A 15,661-nucleotide genomic window follows, 5' to 3' on the forward strand; every position below is an offset into this window, starting at 1 on the left:
AACCAAACCGTCACTTCCTGACAAATTCAATGCTTTCGATAGCCCTGTTTAAACCTTTCCAAATCATGGTTTTGCCATCCTTACTCATATTTATAGAATAATTCTCTCCGATCAGTGTAAGATTGCTGAGATAGGCTTCCTCAGTCTCTGTCAGGTGAGATCCTACCGGAAATCTAAATTCGAAAAGAGCAAAAGTTTGTGGCCCAATGCCTTCGGTGATCCAGGTGGGGGTTGCCAACATTCTGAATCCCACGGGGTAGGATTTTGTTTTGAATTTCAGCATCCCTGTAACGTCATTTCTGGTAAGATTACCAGGTTGCGAAGAATAATCTACTCTATCGATGTTCAGACTGGCCAGATTAAGTAATGTGGTATCTCTTTTAAAACCAAGTTCGCCTGCTGCACTTAACACCGGCTTTACAGTTATCTTTTCCATACTCCAGGTACCATAAAGTTTCGGACGAAGATTTTCCATTGCTTTGATAGACTCTTTCGTATAGTCTGTTTTATTGCTGCCTGCCTTTTCAATGTCCTGCGCGGCACCTTTGTCCTTTTTACAACCCAATAAAATAAAGCAAAAAATAAAAGCTAAACCAGCTACTCTTTTCATCTGTTAAAATTTAAATTCCCTGAAAATATGATTATCATTCTGTGAGTAAAGCTAAGAATAATAACCACTATTAAGAATGAATACAAATAATATTTTTGAGTAAGATCATGAACCAGATCAATGGCCATTACGGAGGGGCACGGTATGTTGTATCTGTAGTTGGATGAAAAGATATAAAAACCCTTACCAGTAGACATTACTGATAAGGGTAAGTAATTATCAAACAAGACGTAAATAGTTATGAATTGGAGAACACTCTGCGTTGTCAATTGTTTTGACCTGACCTTATTTATTTCAACCGCAATATGCCCACAAGTCACAACGTTAGGATTGCATTACAATAATTTTCGGATGTTTTCTAAGGCAGGAACTAGCTGGAAACGTCAAAGCCATTCTGATTGTGTTTCAAATTAAATTCATGCGCTGCGATGGCATCAAAATGTTGCCTTAATACAATATCAAAGTCAATTAAAATGTTAATTACATGGATATGTGTTTGATCGTGATGATCATCAAGATTAAACTCGTAATAACAATCCTCCTGTTCCAGGAAGTTATCCTGATTTACCTCTCCGTTGCAAAGCATTTCCAAGAGCGCCTTTATCATAGCAAATAACGACATGACATAAATTTCATGGGCATTATAATAGGTTTTACTATCATAATCGTTTTCTTCTTCATCCTCCTCCGGGAATTCATCCCATATGATTGACCAGTAGAAATTTTCACCTATAGTCATAATCCTTATATTGTTGGTGAGTAGTTCATGCACGTTGATACCGTATAAGTTTGCTATACGGTCCCTGGTATCACACATGTGGCCAACCAAAGAGCCGATCATCATTATAACCGGATCATCATCCAGGGAATCCAACAGATCTGCATTCAAAGCATTCATCGTATCAGATCGAACCAATCCCCTTAAATCCTGATAATGATCCTTAATGGCAAACTTTAACGCTACACAGGAATAAAAATAGCTGCATATATCAAGCACCATAAGCAGTACGGGGATCACATCCCCGCTTTCAAATTTTGTTGCAGCCATGGTGTTATTCGATTATTTTTTTAGCTTCCATTAATGCAATTACTGCTTCCCAGCTATAGTAAATCTTGCCACAAACTTTCATGTAAACAATGTGTTTTTGTTTTCTCCAACGGTAGCAGCTCCGCACGTCGATTTGAAAGAGTAAGGCAAAATCTGCGTTGGTAAGTACTTTTTTATTCCATATATCGATCATTTCCCTGCGGTGCCGTTCGGAGGCGTCTAATTTTAAAACGGCCTCAAGCACCTTGTCCATTTTTTGAGCAATAGTAGTTTTCATTTTTGTTAAGTTTTAAAGTTATTATTAGACTATTTATCAAATCCGGAATGCCAGTTTGTGCGCACGCATTAACACTTCCAGATTATTTTTTCATATTCTTTATGTTGACAATGAGTTTGTTCAAATCCTTCACCATAGTAGATTCCAACGTATAATACGCCAGGCTAATGAGGATGCCATTCTGGAACGGCGGGCCACATCTATAAGCCGATGGATCCATTACAAACAGGTCTATCTTTGCAAATTTTTTATATACATTTCTGTGAAAGCTTCCATCAAGCAGTTCCAGGTAGAAAAAGTAGCCTTGCTGGTTGCGAATGAACTCTGTTTTAAACAAGCCAGACGCCTGTAATAATTTCTTTGCCGCTGACACCATTGACCGTATGGCGATATAGGCGTCACGCTCGTGCTGATTGAGCTGGCCTTTCTTTAGCAACTCCAATAGTCCGTAGCCAATTGAAGGATCAACCTGCTGCAGCCTCGTTTTATACATCTTTTTTATCCGGCTAATATCTTCTTTATACGCCGCCACAACATTTACCCCACTCAACTGCGAATGAAGTGAAACTACTGTGACCAGTATGACTGACCGGTTGCTGCCGGGCTGTATCCTTTCAAATAAATTTGGACATGGAACCAGCCCCGGATACCTGTCATCAAGCAATATTTTAAATCGATACTGCTGTTGCAGTTCGGAAAGCCTATCCCATACTGCCTGGCTTTTTTCAGTAAGCAGTGGATAAGGAGCAGCACCCAGATAAACTATCGCTACAGGCCGGCTATGGCACAGCAGTTCCAATCTGTCCATCAGCTCCGCGCCTCCATCCGCGCCTAGAATTTCAACTTTGCGTTTTGCCCTGGTAATTGCATTCCATACAATCCCAGACGCTGGTTCGATCATAGCCACAATACTTCTGGCAGAAGAAAAGGCCTCACAAATATGACTGATCAGCTCTACATACCCACCAGTATAGTAAAGTTCTTCACCCGTAAAAGGATAATTCATTTTCCTGCTCATCACTCTCATCAACTCGGTGATCAGATCGGGAATAACCTTAAGCCGCTGACTGGAAAAAGGAAGGGTGGCCGACCGGGAAAGGGCCTTCGAAACCTCACGATTAAATGAGGTGTCAAACCCTGGTATATATTCCCTGTCAAGCATTGCCTGATAATTTGGCACCTTAAGTTGACTGATCAGCCATCTGGTCCTTTTCTCCAGTGCGCGGGAAAGTTCGGGTATAATATAAGTGCCTTCACTTTTCTTTGTATCAATGATCATATAATGCTGACGCAGTAAATGCCAGGTTTGTCTGATAACCGACTTGGAAACATTTAGGCCAATTTCCATCTGACGCTGCGTTGGAAGCTGCACTCCTGGTTTTAGCTGATGTTTTACTACCATACCTGCAATAATAGCGGCAATGTGCCGCGGTGATGGATCGCGGCCCGTCAATTCATTATTTAGAATTCTGGTTAAATATTTGGTTGGCTTTTTCAAGGTAAATAACTTAAAGTCAAATTTAATACGACATAGACAGTTTAGCATCTGCAAAAACGATCATTTTGGTTTATTTATTAAAATTTTTTTAAAATCCTACTATGTCAGCAGTTCTTTCAGTTGTTTCTCAAAAGGTAATTAATGTATGAAATAGTGGATTAACTCTATTCCATGCGTTTCTTAAAACGACTTTAATATAACCGAATCAAGTGACAGTTTATTTTAAAAACTCTGTAAAACGTTACTTTTTAGAAGAAAAAAACCACCTGAATCCAAGATAAATTGATACAATTACTAGACAGAACAATATGGCTGACACCTTCAGGTCTGGAATTTTAGTTTTCATAACTTTTTTTCCACCAGCTTCCATCTGGTCTTTTTGATGAAAAATTTCAGATGATTTTCCATGTTCCAACTCCCTGGAATTCAGCACACCGGCACTATGGATCAGCTGATTTTGTTTTCCTTCCATCAGTATACTGTCAAACTCTCCGGAGAAAACACCATCCGGAGAAAAGCGAAATGTTCCCTTTGGCCAGAAATGTATTTTGTAGTTCGCATCAGAAGAATCCCTGCGAAAGAGAATTTGCTTCCCCTCGTTTTTCCTGCTAAATGATGTTGTTGTGTTTGAATCTTTTATGGAATTCCGCGCATTGAAACTTTCATCTGTCGATTTGGTATTCCGTTTGAATAGACTGCAGCTGCTCATCACGAGTATAATCAATAGAATTATCTGTTTTCCCATTGCGGTGTCCTCCTTTCCGTTACCCAGTCGGCAATACTGTGAATGGTTCTGATATGCCTTATTTTTTTAAATACGCCACCCCCTTCCCTATTACCCTCTACAGTGGTATTTCCTTCAATGGTATAAACCCAGCTGCCCTTTTGCTCCACCACCAGGCCAACGTGCGCTATACGTTTCAGATCCGGAAAATAGATTCCGGCCACATTACCCGGAAGTGCTGACCGTGCCAGCCTGGAAGGAGGAAAGAGATCAGGAGACCAGCCCGATCTTGGCTTTGGAAATCCCGCCTTTGCGTACACCCAACTGATGAATGCGGCACACCAGGGCTGCCCTTTCCGGAGCTTTACAGTTGACAGGTAGGCCTCAACCCTCCGGCCGTCATTATGCCCGGTCAGCTCCCTCACTCCTATTTCGTTGCGTGCAATCTCAGTGATGGTAAACCTGGATGCTGCGCAGGCTGCAAACCGATTATATTGATCTTTACTGGATCCATTCCTGGGACTTTTCAACGCCGATGGAAGAAACGATGCGTTCATTAGATCATGCAGTGAAAAGCGGCAAAATACGTTATATCGGCGTTTGTAATGCCCCCGCATGGAAAATAGCGCAGGCACAAACTGCTGCCTGGTTTAAAGACTGGACACCATTTATCGGTCTACAAATTGAATACTCGCTCATGCAACGCACAGTGGAAGAAGAATTGATACCAATGGCGTTGGAACTGGGTTTGGGCATCACTCCATGGGCACCTTTAAGAAGTGGATTACTATCAGGCAAATATAACCGGAAAAATATGGGTAAAGTAGATGGGCGTTTCACTGACCGCAACGGTGGTGCCGAGCTTACCGAAAAACAATTGAGTATTATTGACGAATTGGAACGCCTGGCCGAAGTGCACAACACTACAACAGCAGCAGTTGCCCTGTCATGGGTAAACAATAAGCCGGGTGTTACTTCTACCATCATCGGAGTGCGCACAACGGAACAGTTGAATGCTAATATTGCCGCAGCAGATGTTCATTTATCGGCAGAGGAGGTTGCTTCACTCGATCAGCTGTCTGCCCCGCCGGTAACGTTTCTTTCAGAATACGCAACGATGATACCGATGATGCAGCACGGCGGTGTGGAGATTAATGGTTTTAAACCGGCGCCGGTACCTATGCTGGCTAATATGATACCTGGTAAGTATTAATTTTATTAAATTTGCAGGATGATCAGCCATACTAGACGAGCGGTTTCAAAGGCCAGTATTTTTTTAACTTGTACCGGGGAAAAACACCAGGGCAATCAGTTGGTCGTACAAAAAAACACGTTGATCAGGATGCTGTCGGGCGAGATGCGGATCATCCTGCCCCACAGTACGCTGATAGTTACTGCCGGCGACACCATTTTCTTTCCGCGCCTGGAACTGGCTAAAGTGATGAAATTATCCAAAGATGGCCGCCCTTATCAATCAGCAGCCATCTATTTCACACCCGAATCTGTACAACAGTACTTTGCCAAACATCATTTCAAACCTGCCGTCGATGGTGGCAAGCCCGGTATTAGTTTGCTGGAGCCACATCCATTATTAGAAAGCCTGTTCAATTCTATACTACCGTATTTCGACCTGAATAACCAGTTACCCGAAAATATTGCAGAGGGAAAGGTTACCGAAGCAATCTCTATACTTAAAGAACTAAACATCAGCTTATTTAATGCATTAGGCCATTTTGAAGAACCCGGCAAAATTAACCTCACCGAGTTTATGGAAAGGAATTTTATGTTCAATATGCCGATGGACCAGTTCGGTTATCTTACCGGGCGGAGTTTAACAACCTTTAAACGGGATTTTAAAAAGGTCTTTTACACTACACCGCAAAAATGGCTTACCCAAAAGCGGCTGGAACTGGCATATCATCAATTAACTGCTAAAAATCGTAAAGCAGCAGATATCTACCTGGAAGTAGGCTTCGAAAACTTATCACATTTCTCCTACGCTTTTAAAAAACAGTTTGGCTACCCTCCTTCCAGGTTATCTGCAAAAGCATAATTTCATCGTCCCGGATATTACAAATAGCCCATCAAATCGCCTTCAGGATCCAGAGCTGGGTCAATAAGGTATACTGCCTCTCTTTAATTTAAGTATTACATTTTTAATTTGAGGAAAGATGAGAATTCCGCCCATGACACATACTACAGAGATAAACATCCAGTCATAATAATCATGCGTGGCACGGGCAAATATCTGCGCTTTGATAAGCTTATTTAAATAGCCACCTGAAGTATCTTTTGTGATGTATATATCCTTTCCCCCGTGAAGATATATTTGATTAATGCCTTTTAAAGTACCTGATAACTTTACGTTGATTTCATCAACCGATTCATTCACTTTTTTCCTGACGGCATACCGTATAAATGCCTGAAGCTCGTTATTGAATGCTAAACTTGCGGTAAAGCCTGTAAATCTGGCAAATATGCCAATAAGTGAAGCATTAAAAGCTATTTTAGGGGGTGCAGCAGATATGGTAAAGGCTACGATGGGTACAAACAAAACACCGGTGGCGACACTATATATGAACAAAGGAAGAATTAAATCTGCTGTTTCCCCTTTAACCGAAACAAAATGTAGCATGGATAAATAATATAAAGCCATTATTCCAAAACCCAACAAGATAATTCTCATCAGATTATAACCCATCAAAACGAACCTGGAAGTTGCAAACATACTGATGACTGTCCCACAAATCACAGTAATCCATATGGGAACCGTTTGAAGGGGATCAGTTTGCAAAATTACTTCAAGATAGCCGTAAGCAAGTCCGGTACTGCCTTTGAATATATAAAAGGTGAAGAGCAGCACCAAACCTATAATGAAGTTCTTTTCCTTGAAAATCACCAGGTTTATTAGCGGTCGCTTTAGCGTCAACTGCCTTATCACAAATAAGGACAGTATCAATACAACAAAAAGAAGTAGAAAAAGTATCCGGTTATTACTAAACCATCCCAGCTGCCGTCCGTACACTAAAATATATCCCATGGTCAGAATGAATACCACATACAAAAGATAACCGATCCAGTCCACCTGATAGAGCGGAATCTTTTTATGGAATCTTGCTGAATCGTTCATGGTTAAAAGAACGATAACTGTAAGGGCCAGCAGCAATATTGTTGAACCATAAAAAAGCCAATTGAAATCAAAATAGTGTAGTACCATACTGGAATAAATAGAATAAAAAGGCGCAGATATCTGTATTCCTGCATACAGTATGGTATAACCGATGACCCTTGCCCGCGTAGAATGCAAACGCGGAAACACCAGATTCAAAACTATACCAGACATTAGCGCACAGGTTATGCCCTGCACAAACTGGCAAACGATGAAAACCGACCAGTCTCCGGAGTAAAGGCAAACCAGTGAGCATATTGAATTGATAGCAATCGCAGTCAAAAGGTATCTCCGTGGCGCAAAATATTTTACAATGCGAAAATCGAGTGCCAGGAAAGCTACAGTAGAACCATAGATCACAACAGCACCGTACTCCACATCGCCAGGTTGTATGCCATAGAACCTTATAACCGTTGCAGGGTTACTATAGAAAGCAAAACTGTATAAACAGGTCATCAGTATGGAGAATATAACTGACCTGGCCATCCATTCAGATACCCAAGGCTTAAAAAGCGGGATTTTATGTGTTTCCATTTTCTGATAAATTAGCTTCATTCATGTGCAGTAACTTTTAAAATTTCATTACAAAAGTACCAGTCGGCATAAGCCCGGACTGTATATAATTAGCCTAAGATTTGCTAATTTTGGCCAATGAAAATTTTAGAAGAGCTCATCCGGACGGTTGACCAAAATCCGGACTCGATTTTAGTCATGCGCAAGCAGAACGAACAGCGGTTGCCTGCCCATAAACACGATAAGGGGCAGTTATTGCTGGTATTAGGAGGCATAGCTTATCTTCAAACCAGAGAGAAAGATTTCTATATCCCGTCTAATCACTATATATGGATCCCTAAACAGTATTTTCATAATCTTATGTTCAATACGAAGGATATACACATTATAAATTTTTACTTCCCGGATACCGGCAAGGCTGATTTTTATGATGAGCTGGGGATTTACCCTGTTAGTAATCTATTGTCAGAAATGTTATCCTTCACTAAAAAGTGGCAGGGAGAATATTTTACAGGTTCCTGGGAGTATGAATTCCTGAATACGCTTAAAAACCTTCTGGCCAGGGAAGAGCTTAAGAAATTCTCCATTCATTTACCTACTACAGATGATCAGCGGCTGAAAGAGATTACCAGCGATCTACGCTCAAAAATAGGCGAACCGCTGATGCTGGAAGATACAGCTAAAAAATATGGTCTCAGTGTGAGGAGCCTGACAAGATTGTTTCAACAGCGTCTTCATATATCTTTTATCCAGTACATCAAAATGCTGAGGATAATCCGTGCAATGGAGCTGATGAAGGATACTGAACTTAACGTCACCCAGATTGCTTACAAAGTTGGGTATTCAAATATCTCAGCATTCAGTAACACCTTTTTCCAGTTGACAAAAATGAGGCCAACCGAATTTAGATAAAATCGATGAAGCGGTTTTCTAAAGGTTTTAAGTCGTCACGGATTTATGAAGGTTACACTCGTTGTTCAAAAGTAGCGGGATGCAAGGGGTCTATTTGATATACCACATTGTTGGTTGTCACCAAAAAAACTATTCTTGTGTGCTGGGCAATTGAAACGGGCTAGATGCCCGGCCAGTATCAAAAGGACATGGAAATCACAATCAAAAACTACAAAGCAAAACTTTCTATCGAAACGATCAAAAGATCGCAACGCTGTCAGGTGCGGGAATGTGACGAAATCAGTCCTGGAGATTTCGAGTCCTACGTTGACGAACTCGATAAGAGCTACGATGTGAGGCTGGCCCTGGAAAAAAATACCGTTACCACCCATAGCTGTGATTGTGGAAACGCCTGATCGTCCAGATCTTCAACATGAGTTCTCCTGCCCGGAGGTCTGAGATTGTCATCATGTTGATCAGCGTTTATCAATCCGGAAAAGCTGAAAACACAAACGATTCAAAGGAATTATTGCAGTTGTTACTACGTATAGTCATTGCAAATCAGCAGTTCGTTGATTATAAAGATATTTTCCAGCCAATAAGGCATGCATTTACCTACAACCTGGAACTCATCGATAGGTTGATAGAGATCGGCGACTTCCGGACGGCCGAATCGTATTGCAATGAACAGATACAGATGAACACTAACGGAGAGTATGATTGGAGCTATATTTCCAGGTTAAAACACATCTATACCCAGACAAAAGACCAGCAAAAGCTTATTCTCATTCTTTCCAAAATATTACTGAAAACACCAGACTTTGAGGATTATAAACTTGTAGTATCGCATCTTCCTCATGATGCCGAATTTAAGAAATGGAGAAATATGGTTTTAGCCAATGCCAGACAGTTAGCCATTTTTGACAAAAAGTCCGCAGATTTTTCCCTGGCACTGCGCCATTCAGAGGGCGATGTGAAGGGGATGATAGCATATCTGGATGATAAGATAGACTATGAATGTATCACTTTATATGCAAAGGAATTACTTGACCAGTCACCGGAACTTTTCATTAAAAAATTGCTCGAAAAACCTGATGCCTATCGTGATATTGTACTCAGGGAGGATGATAACGCTAAACTTAACCATAGCCTGGAAAAGCTTTATAGCCTCACCATCTCAAAATTCGGGACTGAAACCATGCTCCTAATGGTCAAACAAATTGAAATTAGATATAGAAGTTGGGTCAACCTTTTCGTAAAATACGCGATCGAAAAGCTGTGACCAGCTTTGATCAGTAAGTAAAAAGACCCTGCTTCGCATTTGATCTGCTCCTGGTCAATATCCCCCTGGTTTAAAATAAAAAAACCAAAAATGAATTTCTAAGGTATATCTGATAATGGATTTTAAAGGAAAGAATATTCTGGTGGTCGGCGGCAGCTCCGGCATCGGCTTGTCATTGGTTAAATTGCTTCATCAGCAAAAAGCCAACATCTATGCAGTATCAAGATCGGCATCAGCTGAATGGCCGGAGGATGTCAGTTATTTAAAAGCCGACGTTACAGAAAATCTGGATGCGCTGGAAACATTCCTTCCTGAGCAATTGCATGGCCTGGTTTATTCGGTTGGCAGCATCACCCTGAAACCATTTAACAGGTTGACTGCTGAGGACTTTTTACGGGATTATCAGCTGAATGTTTTAGGTGCTGCGCGTATGATACAGCAAGCCCTCAAGCCGATAAAGAACGCCGCAGGCTCATCCATCGTTTTGATCAGTTCGGTTGCTGCCCGCACAGGTATGCCCTATCATGCCAGTATCGCAGCGGCAAAAAGTGCTGTTGAAGGAATGGCTATAACACTGGCTGCTGAACTGGCCTTTCAGCAGATCAGGGTGAATGTAGTGGCGCCCTCATTAACAGATACACCACTGGCCCAAAGCTTATTAAGTACACCCGAAAAACGGGAGGCCTCTGCTAAACGTCATCCTTTGGGAAAAATAGGCCAGCCTGAAGACATCAGTAAGCTGATCGCTTTTTTATTATCGGAAGACAGCAGCTGGATGACCGGGCAGGTGATTGGCCTGGATGGGGGATTGGGTAAATTAAAAACAAGTTAAGATGCAGAATATAAAAAGTGAACAGATCCATCAGTTGGAAAAAAATTACCGTACTAGCCTTATTAATAGCATCATAGGTTACCGTGCTTTAAATTTATTGGGCACAACCAGTAATGAGGGCATCACCAACTTGTGCATCATCAGTTCTGTTTTCCATTTAGGGGCCAACCCTCCCCTGATCGGCATGGTGATACGACCTGAACGTGAGCACAATGATACGCTGCGTAATATCAGATCCACAGGACAATATACGCTCAATAACGTATTGCCCGAATGGTACATGCATGCACACCAAACCAGCGCAAGTTATCCGTCCGGCGTTTCTGAATTTGATACCTGTCATTTCAAAAAGCATTACGTTAATGGTTTTAAAGCGCCGTTTGTGGAAGCCTCGAACGTACAGATCGGACTTGAACTGCGCGAGATAATCGAAATGGAAATTAACGGTACAACCCTCGTTATTGGCGAGATCGTTCACATTTTAACAGCGGAAGGATTGATCGGATCAGATGGTACACTTGACCACGGCAAGGCGAAAACCATGACCGTCGCCGGGTTAGACACGTATTACCTTCCGCAGCTCTTCGGACAGCTGGCCTATGCCAAACCGGAGGTTGAACCTCATGTATTAAATGCGAATGCCAACCCCAATATATAAGCGATGAAAAAAAACGCGTAAATGATCATTATAGGTGCAGGAATGGCGGGCTTAACAGCTCATGACCTGCAGCGCTCCGGTTGCGCAGCAAGTTGGGGGATGTTGATCTGGAACGGGATCAACATCCCCCATTTGATATAGCCTGATTCTTCTGCGCTCAATTAAGATGTCGCCTGATTATACTTTAAAAGTTATTTTATGGTAACCTTCACAATGTCTGTAATTGCAGGTAATTTAGTGAATGCATTAGGATTTGGTACTACTGCAATAGGTACACTTTCACTAAGCGGTGTTCCGCCCAGATTGAACTGTGTCAGACCCGCACCCGGGAGTTCATCAACAGCAGTTCCGTTGTTATATAATGCAAAGCTTGAAGAAACGTCTCCTTTTTCCAAAGGATCTATGCCGTCCGCGCCTGTAGCAAAAAACCAGTCATTTGAGAATCCGTACATGGTGGCAATGGCTAAACGATCTCCTTTTGAAACGGATATGTCCTGCGAAACGCTCGATCCCGGTTGGTCGCCGATTGCAGGAAGCAAGATATTGGTAGTTGCTGCTGCAAGCACATAAACTGATTTAATGCCAGGTTTCCCTTTCAAAAAAGCAGCCAGAGCAGCATCGTCACCTTTTTGTGCAATTTCCTTTAGTCCTTCATTCCGGTCTTTTTCCCCAACTTTATACAAAGGATTGTCTATTCCATTATAGACGACCACCAAAAAAGGTGAAAGCGGGGTAAAAATCCCCGTAATACTACTTACATAGGTACTCAATGGTGCGTTATCTCCCGCTTCAGCAATTGAAGTTAACCCGTTGGCAGTAGGTTTATCTTTTATGAATAAAGGAGATGCGTTCACCAGATTTCCGCCAACAATATATGAAACGGCCCAAACTCCCGGACTTAAAGGAGTTTCATTCGCCGTCCCGCCAGACGTATTCTGAAGCGTTAAGGTGAATATAGAATTTCCATCGTATTTAAGGGATGCCTTTACCAGTTTCGAGGCCGGCAAATAAGTGTTTCCCTGCGCATCTGTGCCAGTTACTTCAGTAATGTTTTTACTGTCAGGCGATCCCGGATGATTTACAGCCACGCCGGGCTTTTGATTAATGCGCGTACCGTTATCCCATAACTTTACCTGTGCAGAGACGTCCCCTTCAATTGGGTTACCCTTGGTATCATAAACCTGAATACCAGGATTATCAGGCGCAAAAAACAAGTCGTTGGACGCACCGTACATTGTTGCAAATGTCACAGCTTCGCCTTTAGCCGCGGAGAATTGGATAGTGGCGGACTGTCCGGGCAATATGAGCGGGGTTCCGGTTCCCTGAAAAGTTCCGGACTCAACAAGCGGTTTTGATTGTAGAACGTTTTGAACGGTGATGGTAGATTGCCCACCTGAATTTGATGAGGTATCTTTGTTGTCCTTTTTACAAGCTACAAATGTTAAAGGTAACAGCGCTGTTGCTACCCAGCAGGCAGTTTTATTTCTTTTCATATATAAAAGTATTTTTTGAGTTTGTCGTGACAGACTAGGAATCCTTACAATAATTTTTTAAAAAAACAAATGTTGCAGAAACTAAAAGGAGACATGAATAGATGATATTTTTTGTAAGGACTTACAAGAATTTGCGACTAAACTTTTAAAAAGACAATGAGAAAAAAAAGAAACGCCAAGACAACGTTGAAAAATTCGTTGTTTGCATTAACCCTGTTTAGTTTTTCAGCGCTAAGTTATGACGCTGCCGCAGGAGTTCAAACCAGTTCATTGACACCCGTACAACAGATGTCTGTTATGGGAGATACGGTAAAGATGACAGCAGGTGTCCCGTTAAAGGCCGAAGATGTGAGTCCTTTGTTAGCAGGCGAGCAAATCCCTGTTTTGCAGCTGCGCAAATCTTCCGGAGAAATTTTCGACTTAAACAAATCGGTATCGGAAACGCCAACGATTCTTGTTTTTTACCGTGGAGGCTGGTGCCCTTATTGCTCCAAACAGCTTTCGGGATTACAGGAGATCGAAAAAGATCTGATCAAAATGGGTTATCAGGTTATCGCCGTCAGTACTGACAGCCCGGAGAATCTTAATAAAACAATGAACAAGGAAAAGCTTTCTTACACCCTGTTATCGGACGCAGATCTAAATGCCGCCAGGCGCTTTGGTATTGCCTTCAAAAGCCCTCAAAATTATGATAGGTTTCTACCGGAAACCTCAGGAGGAAAAAATATTGACAAGCTTTTGCCGGTGCCATCCGTCTTTATTCTAAACAAAAAAGGAAACATCCTTTTCGAGTACATCAATCCTGATATCACACAAAGGTTAAGTGCCCCCCTGTTGAAGGCCGCTGCCGGCGCACTCCGGGAAGAGATCTAACCTAAGCGTGGTTGCCGCCGCAGGCCTTCACTCCGACGTTCTGAAATATGCACATGTTCATGCTCACCTGTTGACAAAATATATGATGTAACAGACTCATGGCTCGGTTGGAAACAGGTGTAGTGCCGCATCTCTCCGGACGGCAGGCGAAGCGCCGGCTGCCAGTTATCAATAATTAAACACTTTATACTGAATAACATGGAACTAAAAAACAAAAAGGTATTAATCACGGGCGGAAGTGCAGGGATAGGCAAGGCAATTATTGGTCAGCTCGTGCAGCATGGCGTGCAGGACATCTCGGTTATAGGCAGAAGAAAGGAACAATTAGAGGCGCTGAAAGCCGAATTTATAGGTGTGAATATTCTTGCTATACCGGCCAATGTTTCAGAAGCTACAGATCTGGACAGAGCGGTTGCGGTTATCTCACAGGAATGGGGGGAACTCGATATCCTCATCAATTGCGCCGGCGTAGTTAGCGCCGGGCCGCTCAGCCAGCAGAGCGATGAAGATGTTATCGGGCAGATCAATACCAATCTCACGGGCCTGATCTTATTAACGAAAAAGACATTGCCTCTTCTACAAAAAAGCAGTGAGGGAGGCCTAATAAATGTTTCTTCCTTCTACGGCTATGTTGCGATGCCTTTTTATAGCGTATATGCTGCCTCAAAAGCAGCCGTAGGCCAGTTTTCTGATGCCATGAGAAGGGAGCTTTATCAGTACCCGCTTCATGTAATGACGGTTTATCCTTCAACAACAGACACCGAAATGATGAAGACCGCTATAGTGGATAAAATGGATACTGCTGAAGATGTCGCCATCGCAACTATTACAGGATTTATGCAGAAAGAAATCAATGTCATCATGGGTAGCAAAGAAAAAGTAAATCAAATCAGAACGAATTTTCTGGAGCCGGAAAAAATTGATCAGGTTTCAGCCGCTGGTTTTGAGGCACAGAGGACAAGGACAAAAAACCATCGGTCTATGTAGCGCACTGCTGATAACTTCAGACAATTACACTGCCTGGAGTTTGTTAATCCCAGGTTAAAAAGTATTTGTCGGCTATCTGAAAGAATCCTTACAAAAAGTTTAAAATATTTGTAAGGATTCTTTCTCGTTTCCGACTAAGAGTTATTATTCTCCGTTATAATTAGTAAGAGAAAGAAATCAGAAATCAAAGTTGAACATTAAATTTACTTATGCTGACAAAAGATCCGGAAATTGAAACAATAGATAATGACGCAGTTAACCCTCGTATGTGGGTCAGCATGTACGCAGATTACCTTTACACATACGCCTCGTTCCGTATAAATAACGAGGATTTGGCCAGGGACCTGGTACAAGAAACCTTTTTGGCAGCACTTGAACGTAAGGAAAAGTTTGAAGGAAGAAGTACTGAAAAGACCTGGCTTACGGCGATTTTAAAAAACAAAATAGTTGATGTATACCGGTCGAGGTCAACCGGACCTGCAAAAGGAGCTGATGCAATAAATGCTGACGATACCGATTTCTTCGATTCCAATGATGGCCATTGGAATGATCAGCACAGACCTGCTGAACTCGGCATTGAACAATCTGATGCCCTGGAGAATAAAGAATTTCAAAAAATATTGAAAGCTTGCATGAAAAAGCTACCAGCATTATGGTTTTCGGTGTTCTCCATGAAGCATATAGATGATGAAACCACAGAGATGATTTGCAGAGAATTGAAACTCACATCATCGAATTTTTGGGTAATTATTCACAGAACTAAGGTAAATTTGAGGTCTTGCCTTCAAAAAAACTGGATTTAAATC

At 41.9% G+C, this 15,661-nt stretch carries 18 protein-coding genes; 10 read left to right on the forward strand and 8 right to left on the reverse strand.

What is annotated here, in order from left to right:
* Window positions 1–10: 10 nt before the first annotated feature.
* The 6 genes from BLW16_RS00270 to BLW16_RS00295 all read right to left on the reverse strand — a co-directional run bounded on the left by BLW16_RS00270 (window position 11) and on the right by BLW16_RS00295 (window position 4,714).
* On the reverse strand, window positions 11–610 hold the full coding sequence (locus BLW16_RS00270) for a hypothetical protein (RefSeq protein WP_090554108.1): 600 nt from the start codon (window positions 608–610) through the stop codon (window positions 11–13).
* A gap of 370 nt (window positions 611–980) precedes the next feature.
* Window positions 981–1,658, reverse strand: coding sequence for a hypothetical protein (locus tag BLW16_RS00275; protein WP_090554109.1), 678 nt, complete (start codon window positions 1,656–1,658; stop codon window positions 981–983).
* 4 nt (window positions 1,659–1,662) lie between these two features.
* Window positions 1,663–1,935 carry a helix-turn-helix domain-containing protein gene (locus tag BLW16_RS00280; protein ID WP_090554111.1) on the reverse strand — a complete coding sequence of 91 codons (273 nt, stop codon included), beginning with the start codon at window positions 1,933–1,935 and terminating at the stop codon, window positions 1,663–1,665.
* 82 nt (window positions 1,936–2,017) lie between these two features.
* Window positions 2,018–3,433: an aminotransferase-like domain-containing protein gene (locus tag BLW16_RS00285; protein WP_090554112.1), complete on the reverse strand. Its 1,416-nt coding sequence runs from the start codon at window positions 3,431–3,433 to the stop codon at window positions 2,018–2,020.
* A gap of 241 nt (window positions 3,434–3,674) precedes the next feature.
* Complete coding sequence (locus tag BLW16_RS00290; protein ID WP_139298220.1) at window positions 3,675–4,178, reverse strand: hypothetical protein; 504 nt, start codon at window positions 4,176–4,178, stop codon at window positions 3,675–3,677.
* A complete protein-coding gene (locus tag BLW16_RS00295; protein ID WP_245735086.1) occupies window positions 4,163–4,714 on the reverse strand; it encodes a C40 family peptidase in 552 nt (183 codons plus the stop codon). The genes BLW16_RS00290 and BLW16_RS00295 overlap by 16 nt, the downstream gene beginning before the upstream one ends.
* On the opposite strand from BLW16_RS00295, the gene BLW16_RS00300 reads away from it, so the two are divergent.
* Both BLW16_RS00300 and BLW16_RS00305 read left to right on the forward strand, forming a co-directional pair.
* A complete protein-coding gene (locus BLW16_RS00300) occupies window positions 4,624–5,370 on the forward strand; it encodes an aldo/keto reductase (RefSeq protein ID WP_090554116.1) in 747 nt (248 codons plus the stop codon). The two genes, BLW16_RS00295 and BLW16_RS00300, sit on opposite strands and share 91 nt — an antisense overlap.
* An 18-nt stretch (window positions 5,371–5,388) precedes the next feature.
* Window positions 5,389–6,210, forward strand: a complete 822-nt coding sequence (locus BLW16_RS00305; RefSeq protein ID WP_090554118.1) for a helix-turn-helix domain-containing protein — start codon at window positions 5,389–5,391, stop codon at window positions 6,208–6,210.
* A gap of 60 nt (window positions 6,211–6,270) precedes the next feature.
* Here BLW16_RS00305 and BLW16_RS00310 read toward each other — a convergent pair whose 3' ends face one another.
* Window positions 6,271–7,860: an MFS transporter gene (locus BLW16_RS00310; RefSeq protein ID WP_090555153.1), complete on the reverse strand. Its 1,590-nt coding sequence runs from the start codon at window positions 7,858–7,860 to the stop codon at window positions 6,271–6,273.
* Between the two features lie 117 nt (window positions 7,861–7,977).
* Here BLW16_RS00310 and BLW16_RS00315 point away from each other — a divergent pair, with 117 nt between their 5' ends.
* From BLW16_RS00315 to BLW16_RS00335, 5 genes are all read left to right on the forward strand, one after another.
* Entirely contained in the window at window positions 7,978–8,751 is a 774-nt protein-coding gene (locus tag BLW16_RS00315) for an AraC family transcriptional regulator (protein WP_090554120.1), read from the forward strand.
* 188 nt (window positions 8,752–8,939) lie between these two features.
* Window positions 8,940–9,146: a hypothetical protein gene (locus BLW16_RS00320; RefSeq protein WP_139298221.1), complete on the forward strand. Its 207-nt coding sequence runs from the start codon at window positions 8,940–8,942 to the stop codon at window positions 9,144–9,146.
* A complete protein-coding gene (locus BLW16_RS00325) occupies window positions 9,131–10,012 on the forward strand; it encodes a hypothetical protein (RefSeq protein WP_175470443.1) in 882 nt (293 codons plus the stop codon). Before BLW16_RS00320 ends, BLW16_RS00325 begins: the two co-directional genes overlap by 16 nt.
* 115 nt (window positions 10,013–10,127) lie before the next feature.
* Window positions 10,128–10,844 carry an SDR family NAD(P)-dependent oxidoreductase gene (locus BLW16_RS00330; protein WP_090554125.1) on the forward strand — a complete coding sequence of 239 codons (717 nt, stop codon included), beginning with the start codon at window positions 10,128–10,130 and terminating at the stop codon, window positions 10,842–10,844.
* A gap of 1 nt (window position 10,845) precedes the next feature.
* Window positions 10,846–11,502 carry a flavin reductase family protein gene (locus BLW16_RS00335; RefSeq protein ID WP_090554126.1) on the forward strand — a complete coding sequence of 219 codons (657 nt, stop codon included), beginning with the start codon at window positions 10,846–10,848 and terminating at the stop codon, window positions 11,500–11,502.
* 191 nt (window positions 11,503–11,693) lie between these two features.
* Here the strand turns inward: BLW16_RS00335 and BLW16_RS00340 are convergent, their stop codons facing one another.
* A complete protein-coding gene (locus tag BLW16_RS00340; protein ID WP_090554128.1) occupies window positions 11,694–12,995 on the reverse strand; it encodes a spondin domain-containing protein in 1,302 nt (433 codons plus the stop codon).
* A gap of 156 nt (window positions 12,996–13,151) precedes the next feature.
* On the opposite strand from BLW16_RS00340, the gene BLW16_RS00345 reads away from it, so the two are divergent.
* The 3 genes from BLW16_RS00345 (at window position 13,152) to BLW16_RS00355 (ending at window position 15,658) form a co-directional block, all read left to right on the forward strand.
* Window positions 13,152–13,868, forward strand: a complete 717-nt coding sequence (locus BLW16_RS00345; RefSeq protein ID WP_090554130.1) for a peroxiredoxin family protein — start codon at window positions 13,152–13,154, stop codon at window positions 13,866–13,868.
* 198 nt (window positions 13,869–14,066) lie between these two features.
* A complete protein-coding gene (locus BLW16_RS00350) occupies window positions 14,067–14,855 on the forward strand; it encodes an SDR family NAD(P)-dependent oxidoreductase (RefSeq protein WP_090554131.1) in 789 nt (262 codons plus the stop codon).
* Window positions 14,856–15,064: 209 nt separating this feature from the next.
* A complete protein-coding gene (locus tag BLW16_RS00355; protein WP_090554133.1) occupies window positions 15,065–15,658 on the forward strand; it encodes a sigma-70 family RNA polymerase sigma factor in 594 nt (197 codons plus the stop codon).
* The last annotated feature ends 3 nt before the right edge of the window (window positions 15,659–15,661 follow it).

This window comes from Pedobacter hartonius, assembly GCF_900107535.1.
Lineage (GTDB): Bacteria > Bacteroidota > Bacteroidia > Sphingobacteriales > Sphingobacteriaceae > Pedobacter > Pedobacter hartonius.

Bases quoted from the DNA above. Each gene is read 5' to 3' on its own strand.
- BLW16_RS00270 (WP_090554108.1), bottom strand. From the start codon at position 610: ATGAAAAGAGTAGCTGGTTTAGCTTTTATTTTTTGCTTTATTTTATTG.
- BLW16_RS00355 (WP_090554133.1), top strand. From the start codon at position 15,065: ATGCTGACAAAAGATCCGGAAATTGAAACAATAGATAATGACGCAGTT.
- BLW16_RS00340 (WP_090554128.1), bottom strand. From the start codon at position 12,995: ATGAAAAGAAATAAAACTGCCTGCTGGGTAGCAACAGCGCTGTTACCT.
- BLW16_RS00290 (WP_139298220.1), bottom strand. From the start codon at position 4,178: ATGGGAAAACAGATAATTCTATTGATTATACTCGTGATGAGCAGCTGC.
- BLW16_RS00320 (WP_139298221.1), top strand. From the start codon at position 8,940: ATGGAAATCACAATCAAAAACTACAAAGCAAAACTTTCTATCGAAACG.
- BLW16_RS00295 (WP_245735086.1), bottom strand. From the start codon at position 4,714: ATGAACGCATCGTTTCTTCCATCGGCGTTGAAAAGTCCCAGGAATGGA.
- BLW16_RS00335 (WP_090554126.1), top strand. From the start codon at position 10,846: ATGCAGAATATAAAAAGTGAACAGATCCATCAGTTGGAAAAAAATTAC.
- BLW16_RS00300 (WP_090554116.1), top strand. From the start codon at position 4,624: ATGCTGCGCAGGCTGCAAACCGATTATATTGATCTTTACTGGATCCAT.
- BLW16_RS00315 (WP_090554120.1), top strand. From the start codon at position 7,978: ATGAAAATTTTAGAAGAGCTCATCCGGACGGTTGACCAAAATCCGGAC.
- BLW16_RS00305 (WP_090554118.1), top strand. From the start codon at position 5,389: ATGATCAGCCATACTAGACGAGCGGTTTCAAAGGCCAGTATTTTTTTA.
- BLW16_RS00330 (WP_090554125.1), top strand. From the start codon at position 10,128: ATGGATTTTAAAGGAAAGAATATTCTGGTGGTCGGCGGCAGCTCCGGC.
- BLW16_RS00350 (WP_090554131.1), top strand. From the start codon at position 14,067: ATGGAACTAAAAAACAAAAAGGTATTAATCACGGGCGGAAGTGCAGGG.
- BLW16_RS00280 (WP_090554111.1), bottom strand. From the start codon at position 1,935: ATGAAAACTACTATTGCTCAAAAAATGGACAAGGTGCTTGAGGCCGTT.
- BLW16_RS00275 (WP_090554109.1), bottom strand. From the start codon at position 1,658: ATGGCTGCAACAAAATTTGAAAGCGGGGATGTGATCCCCGTACTGCTT.
- BLW16_RS00310 (WP_090555153.1), bottom strand. From the start codon at position 7,860: ATGGAAACACATAAAATCCCGCTTTTTAAGCCTTGGGTATCTGAATGG.
- BLW16_RS00345 (WP_090554130.1), top strand. From the start codon at position 13,152: ATGAGAAAAAAAAGAAACGCCAAGACAACGTTGAAAAATTCGTTGTTT.